General features: G+C 65.1%; 13 protein-coding genes. 10 read left to right on the forward strand and 3 right to left on the reverse strand.

Going from position 1 to position 16,153, the window contains the following annotated elements; translation table 11 throughout:
- Positions 1-56 precede the first annotated feature (56 nt).
- Positions 57-2,036 (reverse strand): transglutaminase-like domain-containing protein, encoded by a 1,980-nt coding sequence (locus K1X74_03625; GenBank protein MBX7165417.1) that lies wholly within the window; start codon positions 2,034-2,036, stop codon positions 57-59.
- A 312-nt stretch (positions 2,037-2,348) separates the two neighbouring features.
- Complete coding sequence (ribB, locus tag K1X74_03630; protein ID MBX7165418.1) at positions 2,349-3,563, reverse strand: 3,4-dihydroxy-2-butanone-4-phosphate synthase; 1,215 nt, start codon at positions 3,561-3,563, stop codon at positions 2,349-2,351.
- Positions 3,564-3,745: 182 nt separating this feature from the next.
- On the opposite strand from ribB, the gene K1X74_03635 reads away from it, so the two are divergent.
- From K1X74_03635 to K1X74_03645, 3 genes are all read left to right on the forward strand, one after another.
- Positions 3,746-4,591, forward strand: coding sequence for a hypothetical protein (locus K1X74_03635; GenBank protein MBX7165419.1), 846 nt, complete (start codon positions 3,746-3,748; stop codon positions 4,589-4,591).
- A gap of 234 nt (positions 4,592-4,825) precedes the next feature.
- On the forward strand, positions 4,826-6,679 hold the full coding sequence (locus K1X74_03640) for a 2-oxoacid:acceptor oxidoreductase subunit alpha (GenBank protein MBX7165420.1): 1,854 nt from the start codon (positions 4,826-4,828) through the stop codon (positions 6,677-6,679).
- A 123-nt stretch (positions 6,680-6,802) separates the two neighbouring features.
- The gene (locus K1X74_03645; protein ID MBX7165421.1) at positions 6,803-7,825 is read left to right on the forward strand and encodes a 2-oxoacid:ferredoxin oxidoreductase subunit beta; all 1,023 of its coding nucleotides are present in this window, start codon (positions 6,803-6,805) and stop codon (positions 7,823-7,825) included.
- 93 nt (positions 7,826-7,918) lie between these two features.
- On the opposite strand, the gene K1X74_03650 is transcribed toward K1X74_03645, so the two are convergent.
- Positions 7,919-8,653 (reverse strand): SDR family oxidoreductase, encoded by a 735-nt coding sequence (locus K1X74_03650; GenBank protein MBX7165422.1) that lies wholly within the window; start codon positions 8,651-8,653, stop codon positions 7,919-7,921.
- 191 nt (positions 8,654-8,844) lie between these two features.
- On the opposite strand from K1X74_03650, the gene K1X74_03655 reads away from it, so the two are divergent.
- The 7 genes from K1X74_03655 to K1X74_03685 are packed head-to-tail and all read left to right on the forward strand — an operon-like array spanning position 8,845 to position 16,064.
- A complete protein-coding gene (locus tag K1X74_03655) occupies positions 8,845-9,618 on the forward strand; it encodes an RDD family protein (GenBank protein ID MBX7165423.1) in 774 nt (257 codons plus the stop codon).
- Entirely contained in the window at positions 9,615-10,589 is a 975-nt protein-coding gene (locus tag K1X74_03660; protein MBX7165424.1) for a stage II sporulation protein M, read from the forward strand. The genes K1X74_03655 and K1X74_03660 overlap by 4 nt, the downstream gene beginning before the upstream one ends.
- The gene (locus K1X74_03665; protein ID MBX7165425.1) at positions 10,576-11,403 is read left to right on the forward strand and encodes a hypothetical protein; all 828 of its coding nucleotides are present in this window, start codon (positions 10,576-10,578) and stop codon (positions 11,401-11,403) included. The genes K1X74_03660 and K1X74_03665 overlap by 14 nt, the downstream gene beginning before the upstream one ends.
- Positions 11,400-12,206, forward strand: a complete 807-nt coding sequence (locus K1X74_03670; protein MBX7165426.1) for a DUF4129 domain-containing protein — start codon at positions 11,400-11,402, stop codon at positions 12,204-12,206. Before K1X74_03665 ends, K1X74_03670 begins: the two co-directional genes overlap by 4 nt.
- Positions 12,203-13,378, forward strand: coding sequence for a hypothetical protein (locus K1X74_03675; GenBank protein MBX7165427.1), 1,176 nt, complete (start codon positions 12,203-12,205; stop codon positions 13,376-13,378). The genes K1X74_03670 and K1X74_03675 overlap by 4 nt, the downstream gene beginning before the upstream one ends.
- 60 nt (positions 13,379-13,438) lie before the next feature.
- Entirely contained in the window at positions 13,439-14,578 is a 1,140-nt protein-coding gene (locus tag K1X74_03680) for a MoxR family ATPase (GenBank protein MBX7165428.1), read from the forward strand.
- Positions 14,579-14,633: 55 nt separating this feature from the next.
- Complete coding sequence (locus K1X74_03685) at positions 14,634-16,064, forward strand: DUF58 domain-containing protein (GenBank protein MBX7165429.1); 1,431 nt, start codon at positions 14,634-14,636, stop codon at positions 16,062-16,064.
- Positions 16,065-16,153: the final 89 nt, after the last annotated feature.

The raw sequence follows: 16,153 nt of genomic DNA on the forward strand, positions 1-16,153 counted from the left end.
GGGTCAAACCAGCCGGTGCCCGAGCGCCGGGCTTGCGGCCGGTGCGGAAATTGCCGCTATTGCCGGGCGGCAGCGGCCGGCCAGCTACGGGCCTGGATCAGAAAGTCGGGCACCTGGCCCAGCGTTGGATCGGCCGCGACGGCCTGCTGGAGCCGCACTGCCGTGCCCACGTCGGCGGCGCGAATCGCCTCGTTGGCGGCGTCGCGGAATCCGAGGAACGCGGTCGCGAGCAGCTCGGACCAGTACGGCGACGATCGCAACGACTCGATTTGCGCCCAATCGTGCAGCAGTTGGGCAGCCGCCTCATGCTTGCCGCCGGCAAACGCTTCGCGCAGGTGCTGCTGCAACGAGTCGGCGATCATGTCCCAGGCGCTGGTCCGCGACACGAGCCACGAATCTTCGCTGGCCCGTTTGGCGACGCGTTCGATCGCGGCGACGTCGCGGGACAAGGCGAGCTGCTTGATCCAGGCCTGGTAGACCAGCCGTACCTGGGCTCCCAAGGCGGCATCGAACGAGGCGGGCGCGGTCTGCCAGGTCGCTCGGGCGAGCGCGGCAGGAAAATCGCCGGACTCGAGCGCCAGGTTCGACCAGCGGATCAGCAGCTCGCGCCGGCCGGTGACGAATCGCGGCTCGCCGGGGCGGCGCGTCAGCCCCTGTTGCCACGCCGCCAGGGCTTGTTCGTAGTGGCCTTGTCCTTCGTAGGCCGTGGCAGCGGTCGAGATGGCTTCGGCCTCAGCCGAGGCCAACTCGCTGCGCGCCCCCAAGCGGTGTTTGGCGGCCGCAAGCGTCGCGAGGGAATCGTCGAGTTGCGCGGACGAAGCGAGCTTCAAGGCATGGCCGCGATAGACGTTCAGGCAGATGTCGTGCCAGATCGCATCGCTCAGGTCGACTGACTCGGCCAGTCGCACGGCCTCGGCCGAACGGTCTGCCGCGGCGAGCTCCTCGAACCAGCGTTGATAAATCGCCAGGCGATTCGATTGAAACAGCTTGTGCTGGGGCGCCAGTTGCGCACCTTGGTCCAAGAGCCGCACGGCCGCGGCATATTCACCCGTGCCACTGCGCGACAGCGACCAGTTGTTGATCGCCGCCAGCAGGTTGCCCCAGGCCGAGACGCTGGAGGCGTCGACGCGTAGCGCTTTGACGTTGGCGGCCAGAGCGGCGGCGAATTGTTCGTGCTCGAGACACTCGACGCCGCGGTTGTAGTAGATGATCCCGACCAGCGACGCCAAGGGGACGATTCGGCGACCGCCGCGGCGGGCAGGATGCGCCGCGCCCAACGTCCGCGCGAGCAGCTCCTGTTGCCGGGCCGGGTCGTCCAGCACGGCGAACCAGCGCGGACATGTGGTCTCGACGTCGACCGCTCGCGTTCCGGCAGAGACGATGCAGTAGGCATGTCCGGGCAACTCGACGCCCCGGACGTCCAAACCGCATTCCTGGCAAAGACAGCCGTAGAGCAAGGCTGAGCTGACGCAGTTAAACCGGCCGTACTCGATCAACTCGGCAAGATCGGTGCAATCGACCTGGTAACCCCCGTGAAGAATCTCGCGGTGCATCAGGTCGAACAAGGCGCCGGCCTGCTCGAGCGGGGGCAACCGGCGATCGACCTGCGCGCGGCATTCGTCGATCCAGGCAGAAAAAACCTCGCGGTAACGCCCCAGGCGGGCCGCATCGAAGACCTGGCTGGCCATCAAGGCCGCATCCCATAGCGGGACACGCTCGAGTTGCCCGTCGGCCAGGTCGGTAAACAGGGCCTCTTCCTCGGTCCGTGGCTCAAGGTCGAAACCATGGGCAGAGGCCCAGTCGCGGGCCAATCGTCCGGCGTCGGCCGGCAAGGGGGGCGTCGAAACGGCCTCGGCATCCGCGGCGGCAGGCGGAGAGGCCGTACGCGTTGCCGCGGCGACCGAACGCGAGGGAGTTTGCGGCTTTTCCGTCCGGGGCCAGATGCGCAGGCGAAATCCCTTGGCCGTCGCCGAGCCAGGGACGCACGTTGCCGCGAGGACAACCAGGAACCAAACCAGGGCGCGCAACGCGAGCACGAAGCAGTTCCTCGTTGGTCACGCCGAGCGAACGGATCGCTCGCGAGCCGCGATCGATTGGGGGGAGCCGGCGGAGATGCTGAATGACCGCCGGGGTGGGAGGGCCGCCCTGGAGTGCCCTCCGGACCGAGGCGTGCCCGGGGAAATATAAGTCGCAGTTGGCCGCTGCGCGGACAAATCGCGGCAAAATTCTTGGCGCGCACCCGCTCTTGCGGCGGTGACTTCGGCGCGAACCGAATGGACGCTAAAACGCGCACCTTCGGTAGCGACAATTCCGACCCACTCGTGCGGGGAGCGCCCGGCCGCGTACGATTAGCCCTCTTCGGGCAGGTGGTGTCCCAGCTTCTCGCGCTTCGTGGCCAGGTAGCGGGCGTTGTACTCGTTGGTCGGAGGCGCGATCGGCACCTGATCGACCACTTGCAGGTCGAAGCCGCCGTAGATGAAGGCGTCGGTCTTTTTCGGATTGTTCGTCAACAGGCGAATCTTCGACAGGCCCAGGTCTTTGAGAATCTGGATGCCGACGCCGTAATCTCGCATGTCGGCGCGATAGCCCAGCGCGTGGTTGGCCTCGACGGTGTCGAGCCCCTGGTCTTGCAGGTGATAGGCCTTGATCTTGTCGATCAGGCCGATTCCCCGGCCTTCCTGCGGCAAATAGACGAGCACGCCCACGCCCTCGCTGCGGATCATCTCGAGGGCCAGATGCAGTTGATCGCCGCAGTCGCAGCGCAACGAACCGAGCAGGTCGCCCGTGAAGCAGGAAGAATGCAGCCGCACCAGCGGCGCGACGACCGAACTCAAGTCGCCGATCGACAGCACGACCGGCTGCTGCGACTCGAACTTCACGCCGTAGCCGATGATGCGGCCCACGCCGTAGCGCGTTGGCAGATCGGCTTCGGCCAGGCGATAGACGAGCTTTTCGCGTTGGCGGCGATAGCGGATCAACTCTTCGATCGTGATGATCTGCAGGTGATGCGTGCGGGCCAGCTCGCACAGCGTCTCGCGATTGGCGCGCATCCCGGTATCGTCGAGGATTTCGCAGAGCACGCCTGCCGGCGCCAGCCCCGCGAGCCGGGCCAGATCGACGGCCGCCTCGGTGTGTCCGGCGCGGCGCAAGACGCCGCCCTCCTTGGCCACGAGCGGGAACAGGTGTCCCGGCCGGACAAAATCGCTCGGCTTGCTGGCCGGGTCGACGATGGCGCGAATCGTCGTGGCTCGCTCTTGCGCGGTGATGCCGGTCTTCGCCGTGCGGTGATCGACGGGCACGGTAAAGGCCGTTTGCAGCGGCGCCGTGTTCTGCTCGACCATCATCGGCAGCTTGAGCCGCTCGGCCAGCTCGGGGAGGATTGGCATGCAGAGCTGGCCGCGCCCCTGGCTGATCATGAAGTTCACCAGCTCGGGCGTGACCTTGTCGGCCGCACAGATGAAGTCACCCTCGTTTTCGCGATCCTCGGCGTCGACGACGATGATCGCCTCGCCGCGGCCGATCGCGTCGACGGCTTGTTCGATGGTCGAATAGTCGAGCGACATACGTGGCTTGGCTCCCTGCATCCTCCCCGGCGGCCGTCCGGCGAACGATATGCCGATTCCGCCGTGGGCAAGCGTGGCGGCCGTCCGGAAAGGATCGATTCGCGATATTATAGACCCTGGCGGCACGGCCCGACATTGGCGGGCCACCCGCGGAAAAACCGGTCGTCGAGGCGCGGCATCGCATGTCCTTGGATCGCGAAGAGTACATCGAGCAGCAGTACTTCTTTCGCGCCTTGGGCGAACGGATGCGCCAGCAGGTTTCGACCCAGGAACTGCTGGTGTCGATCAAGGACGAGATTCTGTCCACCACGCGGCTGCCGCTGGCGCTCGACTTCCTGGCTGCCGAGCTGAAGCTGCACGGCGTGATGGCCGCCGCCATGGCGCGGCTGGGGCATTACTTCACGGCTTTCCAGACCTACCTCGTGGCCGAGGCCGAGAATGAACGGGGCCGCTTCGATTTCGGCACCGCCCTGGAGATTCTGCACCAGGAAGCTGGATATCGGGCGGCCGGAGCGACGCCGCAGGGCATCTTCCTGTACGAGTTCGAGGTCCTCAGCCGCAATCGGCTGCGCTATGACCACGGTCTGGACGCGATCGCCGCGGACCCGATTTTCGACGACGATTGGCGCGTTTGGATCCAAACGGTCCGGCGGCAGGTGGGCATCATCGACTTTGCCGACCTGCTCTACGTTCGGAGCACGTACTACCGCCGGCAGCGAGCCCAACGGGGCGTCGAGACCGCGGAGCCCGAGGCACCCACGCTGTTTGCGGAAAAGGAAGGGAAGATCGCCTGGGCCAACCGCCGCAAGGACCCCATGTTCCTGTTTGCCGCCCTGCAGCGGCAGTTGGGCTATCCCGAGGTGCCTCGGCCACGGCCGGTCGAATCGGAGCAGTCGCTGCTGCCGCAGCTAGCTCGGCGCCTGGAGCGAGTCGAGCACCGGCTCAAGCTGCTCGAGGACGAGGGCAAGGGCGGGATCGATCTGACCAAGTTTTTCGGGCCCGGTTTGGAGCCTCCGGCGGGGTCCTGAGGGGTGGCCGGCCCAGCCCCGGGGCGGCCGTGTGGGCAACGAAATTGACCAGGATTGCCGGTTAGGAAAAAACGGAACCCTCGCTGCCAGCCGACCGATATAGTTGCTAAGATCGATTTAATCGGTATATGAGCCCGCCTTCTAGGTCTCCATCGGGCCATCCTTTCGGTGGTCTCGCCCACCTGACCAGACGCATCCAATCTGCTTCCCGCGAACGAGGTTGCACACGCACTCATGGCTACCACTACAGGGCCGTCCAAGTCAGTGGTGGAACTGTCTTCCGCCACGGTCCGCTTCTGCGGCGACTCGGGGGATGGCATGCAGTTGGCCGGGTCACAAATGACCCTTACGTCGGCACTGGTGGGCAACGACGTGGCCACGTTTCCCGACTTTCCGGCTGAAATCCGCGCGCCGCGCGGTAAGAAGTTCGGAGTCAGCGGGTTTCAGATTCACTTTGCTAGCAAAGATATCTACACCCCGGGCGATCAAGTCGACGCGCTGGTGGCGATGAACCCGGCGGCGCTGGTGACGAACCTGACTGACCTGGTGCCCGGCGGCGTGCTGATCGTCAACGCCGACGAGTTCAACAAGAACAATCTTCGACTCGCGGAGTGCGCGACTAACCCGCTCGAAGACAACAGCCTGGCCAACTACCAGTTGTTCTCGGTCGACATGACGCGGTTAACCCGCGCCGCGGTCGAAGACCTGGGGCTCGGCGTCAAGGAAAGCGATCGCTGCCGGAACTTTTTCGCCATGGGGCTGGTGTTCTGGCTCTACGACCGGCCGCTCGAGCCGACGCTGCGCTACATCGACGACAAGTTCGGCAAAAAGCCGGCGATCGCCGAGGCCAACCGCCGGGCCCTGACGGCGGGCTACAACTATGGCGAGACGACCGACGCGTTCGTCAGCCAATATCGCGTGGAGAAGGCCAAGCTGCCGGCCGGCAAGTACAAGAACATCACCGGCAACCAGGCCACGGCCTATGGCCTGCTGGCCGCCGCGAATCGCAGCGGCTGCGAGCTGTTCTTCGCCGGCTACCCGATCACGCCGGCCAGTGACATCTTGCACGAGCTGTCGCGGCACAAGAATTTCGGCGTCCGCACGTTCCAGGCCGAGGACGAGATCGCCGCGGTCACCTCGCTGATCGGCGCCGCGTATGGCGGCGCGATGGCCGTCACCGCTTCGAGCGGCCCGGGCATCGCGCTCAAGGCCGAAGGCGCCGCGTTGGCGGTGATGACCGAGCTGCCGCTGATCATCATCAACGTGCAGCGCGGTGGCCCCAGCACCGGCCTGCCGACGAAGACCGAGCAGGCCGACCTGCTGCAGGCCATGTTCGGACGCAACGGCGAATGCCCGCTGGCGATCCTGGCGCCGCGCAGCCCCGCGGATTGCTTCGAGATCGTGCAAGAGGCTTGGGAGATTGCCGTCAACTTCATGACGCCCGTGATGGTGCTGTCCGACGGCTACCTGGCGAACGGCTCGGAACCCTGGCGGATCCCGGACGTGTCGACCCTGTCGAAGATCGCAGTCGAACACCCGCCGGGCCCGCAAAACGGTTCGCTGTTCTATCCCTACCTGCGCAACGAGAAGCTCGCCCGGCCGTGGGCGATTCCCGGAACACCGGGCTTGATGCACCGCATCGGCGGCATCGAAAAGCAGGACAAGACCGGCAGCATCAGCTACGACCCGAAGAATCACCAGCACATGGTTGATACCCGCGCCAACAAAATCGCCGGCATCGCGCAGCATCTGCCGCTGCAGACGGTCGACGGGCCCGAGCGAGGCCGGCTGCTGGTGCTCAGCTGGGGCGGTACATATGGCGCTTGCCAAACGGCCGTCCGCGACGCGCTGGAACGCGGCCTGTCGGTGGCCCATTGCCACCTGCGCTACCTGAATCCGCTGCCGCGCAACCTCGGCGAGATTCTCCGCAGCTACGATCGGGTGCTCGTGCCCGAGCTGAACCGCGGCCAGTTGCGGCTGCTGGTGCGGAGCGAGTTCCTCGTCGATTGCCAGGGGCTCAACAAAGTCCAGGGCAAGCCGTTTACCGTCAAGGAACTGAGTCGCCAGATCGACCAAATGCTCGGCTAAGGCCGTACGGCCCGCGGGCCCTGCGCGTCGCATACCAAACAGACTAACAGGCCACGCGAATTAGCGGGCCACACGAACGACCACTCATGCCAGCCGCCTGCGAAAGGTGCCACGGTTCATTCGATGAGCGTTGACACGACCCTGCCGGTTTTGACCCCCGATGATTTTGCCAGCGATCAAGATGTGCGCTGGTGCCCGGGCTGTGGCGATTACTCGATTCTGAAACAGATGAAGGTGGCGCTGGCCGCAATCGGCGTGCCGCGCGAACAGACGGTGTTCGTCTCGGGGATCGGTTGTTCGAGCCGTTTCCCGTACTACATGAATACCTACGGCATCCACTCGATTCACGGCCGGGCCCCGGCCGTGGCGACGGGCCTGAAGGTTTCGCGTCCTGAACTTAGCGTCTGGGTCATCACCGGCGACGGCGACGCGTTGAGCATCGGCGGCAATCACCTGATGCACGCCATCCGCCGCAACCTGGACATCAACATCATCCTGTTCAACAACCGCATTTATGGCCTGACCAAGGGGCAATACTCGCCAACTTCGGTCTTGGGCCAGGTGACCAAGAGCACCCCGATGGGTGTGGTCGACAACCCGCTCTCGCCGCTGTCGGTCGCCATCGGTTGTGAAGCGACCTTTGTGGCCCGCAGCGTCGACGTCTATGCCAAGCACCTGGTCGATACGTTGCAGCGTGCGGCGGCCCACAAGGGCACGTCGTTCGTCGAGGTCTATCAGAACTGCAGCGTATTCAACGACGGCGCCTGGGACTACGCCACGGACAAGTCCAGCAAGAGCGATACCGTGCTCGAATTGACGCACGGCAAGCCGCTGATCTTCGGCGCCAATAAGGACAAGGGTATTCGCCTCAACGGCACCCTGCCCGAGGTGGTCACGCTGGGCCAGGGCGTGCGCGAGGACGATCTGCTGTTTCACGACGCGCATACCCCGGAGCCGACGTTGGCCTATCTGCTCAGCCGGATGCGCCAGCCCGACTTCCCCGAGCCGATCGGCGTGTTCCGCGACGTGCAGGCCCCCTGCTACGAAGACGGCATTGCCCGTCAGATCGACGACGCCCGCCAGGCCCGCGGTCCTGGCGACCTGCAGCGGCTGTTTGCCTCGGGCGAGACCTGGACAGTCGAATAAGCCGCTCGGCCAGCAGTGCCTTCAGGCAGTGCTTCTCGGCTGTACTTCCAGGCGGTGCACTGTCGCCAGGCCAGGCTTCCCGGCCGGCAGCGTTTAGCTGTAATCCTGATTCGTCGGCTTGATGACCAGCTCTGCCACGTGGGCCCGGGGTGGCAGGCAGGCCACCATCAGGACCGCTTCGGCAATGTCCTCGGGCTGCAGCATCAGCGAGCGTCGCTCGGCGCTGACCGGCGTCGGCCGGTGTTCAAGAATCGGCGTGTCGACTTCGCCGGGATAGACGTTCGTGACGCGCAGGCCCTGCGCGCCGAACTCGAGTGACACGCTGGTGCCCAGCGCGGTCATGGCAAACTTTGAGGCGTTGTAGCCCACCCCGCCCAAGAGGCCAGCGCGTTTGCCGGCCACGCTCGAGATGTTCACGATCAGGCCGTTCTTTCGCTCGACCATGTGCGGAACGACGGCGCGGATGCAGTTGAACGCCCCGGTGGCGTTGATGGCCAGCATCCGGTCCCAATCGGCCGGATCGAGCTGCGTCAGCATCCGCTTGGCGACGTTGATCCCGGCATTGTTCACAAGGATGTCGACGCGCCCCAGGGTCTTGATCGCCCAATGAAACAATGCGTCGACGCTGATGCGGTCGGCGACGTCACATTCGTGCATTTCCAACGGCACTTCGCCCTGGTGTTGCTTGACGACTTCGCGCAACTTATCGATGCGGCGGCCGGCGATCACCACGCGGCACCCTTCGCGCGCCAGGGCCAGCGCAATCCCCTGCCCGATCCCCGTGCCACCTCCGGTGATGACTGCCGTCTGACCTGCCAAACGCTGCATGGCTGAGCCTGTTTCCCGCGGGGAATGAGTCGTTGATTCGTAATCGTCTTGCCGAGACGGTGTTGTATCGTGTGGCGGGGGGTGGGGAAAGCGCCTGCCGCGAGAACGGCCCTTGCTGTGCTGCTCGGCGGCGCCGGTCCGGCACGATTCAGCGTTGCAGGCCGCACAAAGGCTCCGGATAATCCACGGCCATGGCCGAATTGATCGACACGAATATCGAGATTGTGACGCCCGAGAATATCGCAATCTCCTACCGCCTGGCGGGCCCGTTTCAGCGATTGCCGGCCTACCTGATCGACTTGGCGCTGCGCTTAACAGCGCTCTTCGTGGTGGGGGTGATCGTCGCTACTGTCTTCACCTGGATTGGGCTGGGGGCCGTGGGCGGGGGGCTCTGGTTGTTGTTCCTGTTCGCGCTCGAGTGGTTCTACGGCGGTTTTTTCGAGACGATCTGGAACGGGCAGACGCCCGGGAAATGGCTGTTGCGCCTGCGCGTGCTGTCCGTCGACGGCCGGCCGATTTCGGCCTGGCAGGCCGTGTTGCGGAATCTGCTGCGCGCGGCCGACGCCATGCCGAGCCTGTCGCAGTACGTGCTGACCTACTTGTTGGGACTCGCGACCACGGCCGCGAACGATCGCTTTCAACGGTTGGGCGACCTGGCCTGTGGCACGATGGTGGTCGTCGAAGAACCTCGCCGGCGTCATGGCGTCGTCGTGGTCGCCGAACCCGAGGTCGTGCGTCTGGCCGCCGACTTGCCGCCGAACATCACGCTCGAGCCGGGCGTCGCGCGTGCCCTGGCGAGTTACGTGGCGCGGCGCACGGTGTTCACCCCGGAGCGGCGGATCGAGATTTCGCGCCACCTGGCCGAACCTTTGCGGCAACGGCTCGGCCTGGGGCCCAGCAGCCCCGACGTCCTGCTGTGTGCCTTGTACCGGCGCTTGTTCCTGGCCGATGAGGCGGCGCCATGAAGGTTGCGTTGATCCTGGAAAAACGCCGCCAGAACTGGCACGAGCTCCAGGGCTATTGCGACCAGCTCGAAAGCCAGGGGCGACGCTCGCTCGGTGCGCGTGCCGTGTTGCGGTTTGCCTCGCTCTATCGCTCGGTCTGCGGCGACCTGGCGCTAGCCGAGTCCTACCAGTTGCCGGCGTCGACCATCGCCTATTTGCATCAACTCGTGGGGCGGGCGCACAACCATCTGTACCGCAGCCCGACCTTTCGTGTCAGCGAAGTGCTGCGCGAGCTGTTGTGGCAAACTCCGCAGCGGCTGTTTCACGACAATTATTTGCGGCTGGCGTTTGCGCTGTTCTGGGGATTCTTCTTCGCCACGATGTACCTCGGTTACGCGGCGCCCGACTTTGCCGAGGGGCTGGTCGGCCGCGAGGCGCTGACCCAACTCGAAGAGATGTACGAAGCACCGGTGACGGGCCGCAATTTCGCCACGGGCAACTCGATGGCCGGATTCTATGTCTGGCATAACGCCGGCATCGGCCTGCAGTGCTTCGCCGGAGGGTTGCTGTTCGGCATCGGTGGCCTGTTCACCACGATCACCAATGCCGTACAGTTGGGCACCATGTTCGGCCACATGGCGACGACGCCGCAGCGGCTGAACTTCTTTCAATTCGTCACGGCCCATGGGCCCTTCGAGTTGACGGCCATCGTGCTCTCGTCGGCGGCGGGCATGCGCCTGGGCTTTGCGCTGATCGACACGCAGGGCTGCTCGCGGCGCGACGCCCTGTTGACGGCGGGCCGTCAGTCGTTGCCGATCGCCGTGGCGGCCATCAGTTTGTTCGCCCTGGCGGCGGTGATCGAAGGGTTCATCTCGCCTTCCGCCGTCCCCTATTGGGCCAAAGCCTGCGTGGCGGCCGCGTCGTCGGCCGTGTTGATGTTCTATTTCGTGGTCCTCGGGTGGCCCCGGGGAGGTTCCGTTGCAACTGGATGAAACGCGGATCGAGATTCGCGAGCGCAACTATGCCGACATCCTCGATCTGGCGCTGCAGGTCATTCGGCGGCACCCGTTAGCGTGGGTGTGCTGGTCGTCGGCCGGCGCGCTGCCGTTCATCCTGCTGAACACCTGGATCTTCGGCCTGTTCGACATCACCGAGCTGTACGACGAGCAAGATTACGGGCAGTTGATTTCCTACGGAATGTGGGTCGGCCTGCTGATGACCATTCAAATGCCCGTGGCCGCCATGCCGTTGACGGTGTTCTTGGGTCAGGCCTTGTTCGTCGAGCGACCGAGTCCTTGGCTCGTGTTGCGCCGGTCGTTGGCGTCGTTGCCGCAGATCTTGCTGTTGCAGGTGCTCGTCCGGGCGGTCCTGTGCACGTTTTGCCTGCTGGCGTTCTTGCCGTTCGCGATGTGGCCCTACTTGAGCGAGGTGATTTTGCTCGAGCGCAACCCGCTGTTTGCCAGGCGCCGCGGCATCATGACGACGGTGAAGCGGACCGCAAACTTGCACCAGCGCCAGTTTGGCGAGCTGTTCGGCCGTTGGCTGGCGACGCTGGTCCTCGCGCCGCTGCTGATCCTGGCCCTGTATGGCGGAGTTCGATTGCTCTGGAGCCTGCTCACCGGACAGTTGTCCACCAACATGTACACCGACATCGGTATCTTGCAGATCGCCGCGTGGATCGTCGTCAGTTACTTCAACGTGGTCTGGTTCCTGGCGTATCTCGACCTGCGGATTCGCACCGAGGGCTGGGAAATCGAATTGTTGCTACGGGCCGAAGGCCAACGTCTGGTGAGGCAACTGGCATGAACCACGGAGTGTCGGCCCTCAACACGAGCGCGTGCTGCTGGGCTCGGGCCGGGCTGGTCCTGCTGGCCGTATTGGCCGCGCCACATACGGTCGCTGCGCAGGAAGACGAACGGCACGAGCCGCCTTCGGTCGAGGCGAACGACCAGCGCGCCGTAGAGGATGCCCGCGAAGGTCTGGCCGAGTGGTGGGTTTTTCCGTGGTACGACTCGGCGCAAGACGATCTGGCGCCCGTTAAGGTGCGCAAATCGCGCGAATCGTGGAGCTGGAAGGGTCCGAGCTGGGCATTCGACGCGTCGCTGCTCGAACAGTTCTTGCAGGCGCTGCCCTGGATCGCGCTGTTCCTGGCCATCGGGGCGATCGTCTACCTTGGCTGGCGATTGTTCTGGCGCCAAGAGGCGGCCGGGGTGCACGTGGCGAATCGCGCCGCGAATGAGCATCAGGCCGACCACGCGCGCCTCGAGGCCTTGCCGTTCCCGGTTGATCACACGACCGGCGACCTGCTGGCCGAGGCGCGGCGGCAGTATGAGGCGGGCAACTATGCCCGGGCAATCATCTACTTGTTCAGCCATCAACTGGTCGAATGCGACCGGCGGCAGTTGATTCGTCTGGCAAGGGGCAAGACCAATCGGCAATACCTGCGCGAGTTGGGCCGGCGCGATGCGCTGCGGACGCTCGTGGAACACACGATGATCACGTTCGAGGCGGTGTTTTTTGGCGATCATCCCCTCGACCGGACCGGGTTCGAGCGCTGCTGGCGACAGCTGGATCAGTTCCAGGCCCTCGTCGAAGGGGGCACGGCATGAGTGCCCGAACTTCCGGCTTGCGCTTCGGTGCGACCGCGGCGCTGCTCGTGTTTCTGGCCGGTTGCAGCAAGTCGGAGTTGCCATCCGAGTATGGCCGCACCTCGGGGCCGGTCGCCGGGAATAGCGTCAACGGCACCGCCGTGCTGGCCGGGATGATCGAGGCCCGCGGACACCGCGTCGGGACGGCGCGGAACCTGACGCCCAAGCTGTTCAGCCGGGCTGACGTGCTGATCTGGTTTATGCCGTACCGCGGCACGCCGAGCCGCGAGGTCCGTACCTGGCTGGAGGAATGGTTGCAAGTCGAACCCAACCGAGTGCTGGTCGTCGTGGGGCGTGATTACGATGCGGCGCCTGAATACTGGCGCAGGATGGCGGCCAAGGCGCCGCCCGATCTGGCCGCCGAATACAAGCGGCGCGAGGCACTGGCGCAGCAGGAAATGCTCACACCAACGCCTTGGACGATGCCTCCACCGGCAGCCTCGAACGATGCTGGGAGCTGGTTCACGCTCGATCACCGGCTCCCGCCGCGCCGCGTGCAGACGCTGTCCGGTGCGCCGGAATGGATTACGCAGATCGACCCGCTCCGGACCGACGTCGAGCTGGATGCGCGGATGATCCCTGCGCGCGGTTGCGAGCGTTGGCTCGAGAGTGACGGCGAGTTGATCGTCGGCCGCAAGCCGATCGGCAGCTCGGAGGTGGTGTTGATCGTCAACGGGTCGTTCTTGTTGAACTTGCCGCTGGTCAACCACGAGCATCGCAAACTGGCGGGTAGGTTGATCGACGCCATGGAGCGCGGCGGCACGCCGCGTCGCGTGGTCTTTATCGAGCCGTGGATCGGCGATCCGGGGGTATTCGACAAAGAGCCGCAGGCGACGATGCCCGGCGCGTTTACGTTGCTGTCGGGTTGGCCCTTGGCAGGGATCGTCGTGCATCTGGCCGTTGCCGGGCTGCTGCTGTGCTTTTGGCGCTGGCCAATCTTCGGTCCGGTGGCGGCGACCCCGTCGGCGGGCGCCGGCGATTTTGGCGGTCACGTCCTGGCGCTGGGCGACATGCTGCGGCGCACGCGCGACGCCGAATTTGCCGCCGCAAGGCTCAAGGCCTATGAGCAGTTGGCGCATGCCGAGAAACAACGTCGCGGCGAGCGTGGGCAGGTACGGCAGCGCCGCGTGTGAGCGGCACCGGCCTGCACCTGGGTGCGGCCAGGCGGCTAGGAACTCCCCTGCCCTTGGGGTATGGTGATGCGGTTTCCGGCCCCGGGCACGACGGGGAATTTCGAGTTTTTTCAGGGCAGTTGGATGACCGAAGAACGAGGGCCATCGAGCGAGCCACCGAGCGCGGCTTTCGAGCAGGAGCCGGCGACGCCGATCGAAGTCGTCGCGGCGGTGGGCGACGAGCAGCCGCCGGTTGTCGGCGATGCGATGCAGGACGTCCGCGAGCTGTTCGAGCGGATCACCAGCGAAATCCGCAAGCTCTACGTCGGCCAGGAAGAACTCGTCCTGGGTACCCTGGTCGCGCTGTTTTCCGGCGGCCATGTCTTGATTGAGAGCGTGCCGGGACTGGGCAAGACGCTGTTCGTGCGCGCCCTCGGTCGCGTGCTCGGTTGTCGCTTCGGTCGCATTCAGTTCACGGCCGACCTGATGCCGTCAGACGTCACGGGCGCGCCGATCTTCGATCTGAAGTCGCAGGAATTCCGCTTTCGGCCGGGCCCCGTGTTTACCCAATTGCTGTTGGCCGACGAGATCAACCGCGCGCCGGCCAAGACGCATGCGGCGCTGCTGGAAATCATGCAGGAATATCGCGTCACGGTGGAGAGTACGAGCCACTCGATCGAGCGTCCGTTCTTGGTGCTGGCTACGCAGAACCCGATCGAGTCCGAGGGTACGTACAACCTGCCCGAGGCACAGTTGGACCGCTTCATGTTCAAGATGGTGGCCAACTACCCCTCGTTGGGCGAGGAGGTGGAGATCCTGCAGAGCCACAACCTGCAGGAAGACATCAACGAACGGCTCGAGCGCGAACTGGCCACGGTGACCTCGCCGGCGGAGATCCTGGCCGTGTCGCGGCGCGCAGGCAGCGTGCGCGTCGATCCGCGACTGACCGAATACATCGCCACGCTGGTGCGCTTGTCTCGGCAGTGGCCGCATTTCTACATGGGTGCCAGTCCCCGTGCCGGCATCGCGCTGATGCAAGGCGCGCGGACGTTGGCGGCGTTTCGGGGCCGCGACTACGCGGTGCCGGACGACGTCGTCGAGATCGTGCTTCCGGCGCTGAGGCATCGCGTGTCGCTCACGGCCGAGGCCGAAGTCGAGGGCCGCAGCATCGACGAATCGCTCGGTGAAATGCTGCGCACCGTCGAGGTACCCCGGCTCTAGAGACGCGGCCCCCCCGGCGCTAACCTGCGGTCTTTCCCGGCGCGAGAAACCATTCGTGGAAGGCGATCCGGCGGCAACCTCGCCCCTGTTCTTGGCGGCTGTCGTGGCGGCGACGCTGGGTTTGCTTGCGCTCGCGGCCAACTGGCTGCGCGCATTTCCGTACCGCGGCCTGGTCTGGCTGTCGCTGGTGCCGGGATTACTCTCGATCACCCTGTTGTTCACCGGCGCGTTGTGGCGGCCCGTGCTGGTACTCGACGCCTTGATCTTGGTGGTCGCGCTTGTCGATCTGGTGCGATTGCCGCGCCGCGAGACGTTTGCCGTCGAACGCCAGGTCAGCCGCATCGCATCGCTGCAAAAACAGCACCCCGTGACGTTAATCGTCAGCAATCTGGGCGCACGCGAGTATGTCGTCGCGGTCCGCGACGATGTGCCCTCGACGTTCGAGCCTGGCGAGCGCGAGTTCCGTTTGCAGCTCGCGGGCCGCAGCCGGGTCGTGCTCGACTATCAATGTCGTTGCACGCGCCGTGGGGCGTTTACGATGCAACGGGTGCACCTGCGCGTGCGCAGTCCATGGGCGCTGTGGCAGCGCTATTTCGACTACCCGTTGGCGAGCGTGGTGCACGTCTACCCCGACCTGAAACAACTCAAGCAATATGCCCTCCTGGCCCGGGCCAATCGCTTGAACCTGGTGGGGGTGCGGCGTAGCCGGCGGCTGGGTCAGGACAACGAGTTCGAGCGGCTGCGCGATTACACACCCGACGACAATTACAAGTTCATCGACTGGCGCAGCACGGCCCGCCGCGGCAAGCTGACGGTCAAGGACTTTCAGGCCAATCAAAGCCAGCGGTTGATCTTCCTGGTCGACACGGGCCGAATGATGACGAACGCAGCGGCGGGCTTGAGCCTGTTGGACCACGCGCTCAACTCGATGCTGATGCTCAGCTACGTGGCGCTGGCCCACGGCGACTCGGTCGGCTTGTTGACCTTTTCCGACGAGATTCACGCCTATGTCCCGCCGCACGGCGGGCAGAATCAGATGAACCGCCTGCTGCACGCGTCGTTCGATCGCTTTCCGCGGCTGGTCGAATCGCGCTATGACAAGGCGTTCTTGTACCTGGCCGCGCATTGTCACCGGCGGGCCCTAGTCGTGTTGATCACCAACCTGATCGACGAGGTCAACCGCTTGCAGGTCGAACAATATCTGGCCTCGCTGGTGGGCAAGCATTTGCCGCTAGGCGTGCTGTTGCGCGACCGGCGGATCTTTCAGATCGCCGAGGCCGGCTCGCCGCTGGCCGCCGCGCCGGCCGGCCAGGGGGCCTACGATCTCTACGACGCGGCCGCCGCCAGCGACATCCTCCTGTGGCGCCAACAAATGCTGGCCGACTTGCACGCCAAGGGAGTGCTCTGCCTCGACGTTTTTCCCGAGGAACTGACGGCGCCCTTGGTGAATCGCTACCTGTCGATCAAGGCCCGGCACCTGCTGTAGCGCACGGCGCGTCGGCCAAGGCGACTTGACCGGCGGGCTACGATTCCTTTGGAGGTTGCACGTTTCTGCCCCCCTCGATTCCGTTGCGC

Source organism: Pirellulales bacterium, from assembly GCA_019694435.1.
Taxonomy (GTDB): Bacteria; Planctomycetota; Planctomycetia; order Pirellulales; family JAEUIK01; genus JAIBBZ01.

Coding starts and splice junctions, on each gene's coding strand:
- ribB (MBX7165418.1), bottom strand. CDS start 3,563: ATGTCGCTCGACTATTCGACCATCGAACAAGCCGTCGACGCGATCGGC.
- K1X74_03635 (MBX7165419.1), top strand. CDS start 3,746: ATGTCCTTGGATCGCGAAGAGTACATCGAGCAGCAGTACTTCTTTCGC.
- K1X74_03640 (MBX7165420.1), top strand. CDS start 4,826: ATGGCTACCACTACAGGGCCGTCCAAGTCAGTGGTGGAACTGTCTTCC.
- K1X74_03645 (MBX7165421.1), top strand. CDS start 6,803: ATGAGCGTTGACACGACCCTGCCGGTTTTGACCCCCGATGATTTTGCC.
- K1X74_03650 (MBX7165422.1), bottom strand. CDS start 8,653: ATGCAGCGTTTGGCAGGTCAGACGGCAGTCATCACCGGAGGTGGCACG.
- K1X74_03655 (MBX7165423.1), top strand. CDS start 8,845: ATGGCCGAATTGATCGACACGAATATCGAGATTGTGACGCCCGAGAAT.
- K1X74_03660 (MBX7165424.1), top strand. CDS start 9,615: ATGAAGGTTGCGTTGATCCTGGAAAAACGCCGCCAGAACTGGCACGAG.
- K1X74_03670 (MBX7165426.1), top strand. CDS start 11,400: ATGAACCACGGAGTGTCGGCCCTCAACACGAGCGCGTGCTGCTGGGCT.
- K1X74_03675 (MBX7165427.1), top strand. CDS start 12,203: ATGAGTGCCCGAACTTCCGGCTTGCGCTTCGGTGCGACCGCGGCGCTG.
- K1X74_03680 (MBX7165428.1), top strand. CDS start 13,439: ATGGTGATGCGGTTTCCGGCCCCGGGCACGACGGGGAATTTCGAGTTT.